The organism is Corynebacterium sp. CCUG 65737, assembly GCF_024454115.1.
Lineage (GTDB): Bacteria > Actinomycetota > Actinomycetes > Mycobacteriales > Mycobacteriaceae > Corynebacterium > Corynebacterium genitalium.
The window spans coordinates 1-1,750 of record NZ_JAGPZB010000033.1 but is presented as its reverse complement, the minus strand read 5'-3'; the positions used below and the strand labels follow the sequence as shown (position 1 = coordinate 1,750).

Sequence of the window (1,750 nt, the reverse complement as noted above, 5' to 3'; positions counted from 1 at the left end):
AAAAACCGGTTGATTGCTCAATCATGCGACACCCACACCATGAATCATGTGCTTCTCCTGGAGGCATCCATGCCCCCCGGGTGCGTGTCCACCTGGACATTTTCCACAACATACGGGTCTGCAGCACCACACACGGATACTCAACAGCCCAACCCCACACCCAGTACAGGTAACTACCTGACCATGCGGGGCCAATAAATAGTCATGCTCCTTAGAAAGGAGGTGATCCAGCCGCACCTTCCGGTACGGCTACCTTGTTACGACTTCGTCCCAATCGCCGATCCCACCTTCGACAGCTCCCTAACGAGTTTGGGCCACTGGCTTCGGGTGTTACCAACTTTCATGACGTGACGGGCGGTGTGTACAAGGCCCGGGAACGTATTCACCGCAGCGTTGCTGATCTACGATTACTAGCGACTCCGACTTCATGGGGTCGAGTTGCAGACCCCAATCCGAACTAAGGCCGGCTTTCAGCGATTAGCGCCTCCTCACGAAGTAGCTGCGCGTTGTACCGACCATTGTAGCATGTGTGAAGCCCTGGACATAAGGGGCATGATGATTTGACGTCATCCCCACCTTCCTCCGAGTTAACCCCGGCAGTCTCTCATGAGTCCCCAACCAAATGCTGGCAACATAAGACAAGGGTTGCGCTCGTTGCGGGACTTAACCCAACATCTCACGACACGAGCTGACGACAACCATGCACCACCTGTACACCAGCCACAAGGGAAACTACATCTCTGCAGCGATCCGGTGCATGTCAAGCCCAGGTAAGGTTCTTCGCGTTGCATCGAATTAATCCACATGCTCCGCCGCTTGTGCGGGCCCCCGTCAATTCCTTTGAGTTTTAGCCTTGCGGCCGTACTCCCCAGGCGGGGCGCTTAATGCGTTAGCTACGGCACGAACCCCGTGGAAGGGACTCACACCTAGCGCCCACCGTTTACGGCATGGACTACCAGGGTATCTAATCCTGTTCGCTACCCATGCTTTCGCTCCTCAGCGTCAGTTACTGCCCAGAGACCTGCCTTCGCCATCGGTGTTCCTCCTGATATCTGCGCATTCCACCGCTACACCAGGAATTCCAGTCTCCCCTACAGCACTCAAGTTATGCCCGTATCGCCTGCAACCCCGCAGTTAAGCTGCGGTATTACACAAACGACGCGACAAACCACCTACGAGCTCTTTACGCCCAGTAATTCCGGACAACGCTCGCACCCTACGTATTACCGCGGCTGCTGGCACGTAGTTAGCCGGTGCTTCTTATCCAGGTACCGTCACAAAACGCTTCGTCCCTGGCGAAAGGAGTTTACAACCCGAAGGCCGTCATCCCCCACGCGGCGTCGCTGCATCAGGCTTGCGCCCATTGTGCAATATTCCCCACTGCTGCCTCCCGTAGGAGTCTGGGCCGTATCTCAGTCCCAATGTGGCCGTACACCCTCTCAGGCCGGCTACCCGTCGACGCCTTGGTAGGCCATTACCCCACCAACAAGCTGATAGGCCGCGAGCTCATCCCACACCGAAAAAACTTTCCACCACACCATCCAAGACGTGGTCCTATCTGGTATTAGACCCAGTTTCCCAGGCTTATCCCAAAGTGCAGGGCAGATCACCCACGTGTTACTCACCCGTTCGCCACTCGAGTACCCCTGCAAGCAGAGGCCTTTCCGTTCGACTTGCATGTGTTAAGCACGCCGCCAGCGTTCATCCTGAGCCAGGATCAAACTCTCCACAAAAACAGTTTCAACAAAAC

The 1,750-nt window shown here is 55.8% G+C and carries 1 rRNA gene; it reads right to left on the bottom strand.

The features are described from left to right. Positions 1–215: 215 nt before the first annotated feature. Positions 216–1,733 (bottom strand): 16S ribosomal RNA (locus KBX17_RS11405). Positions 1,734–1,750 lie beyond the last annotated feature (17 nt).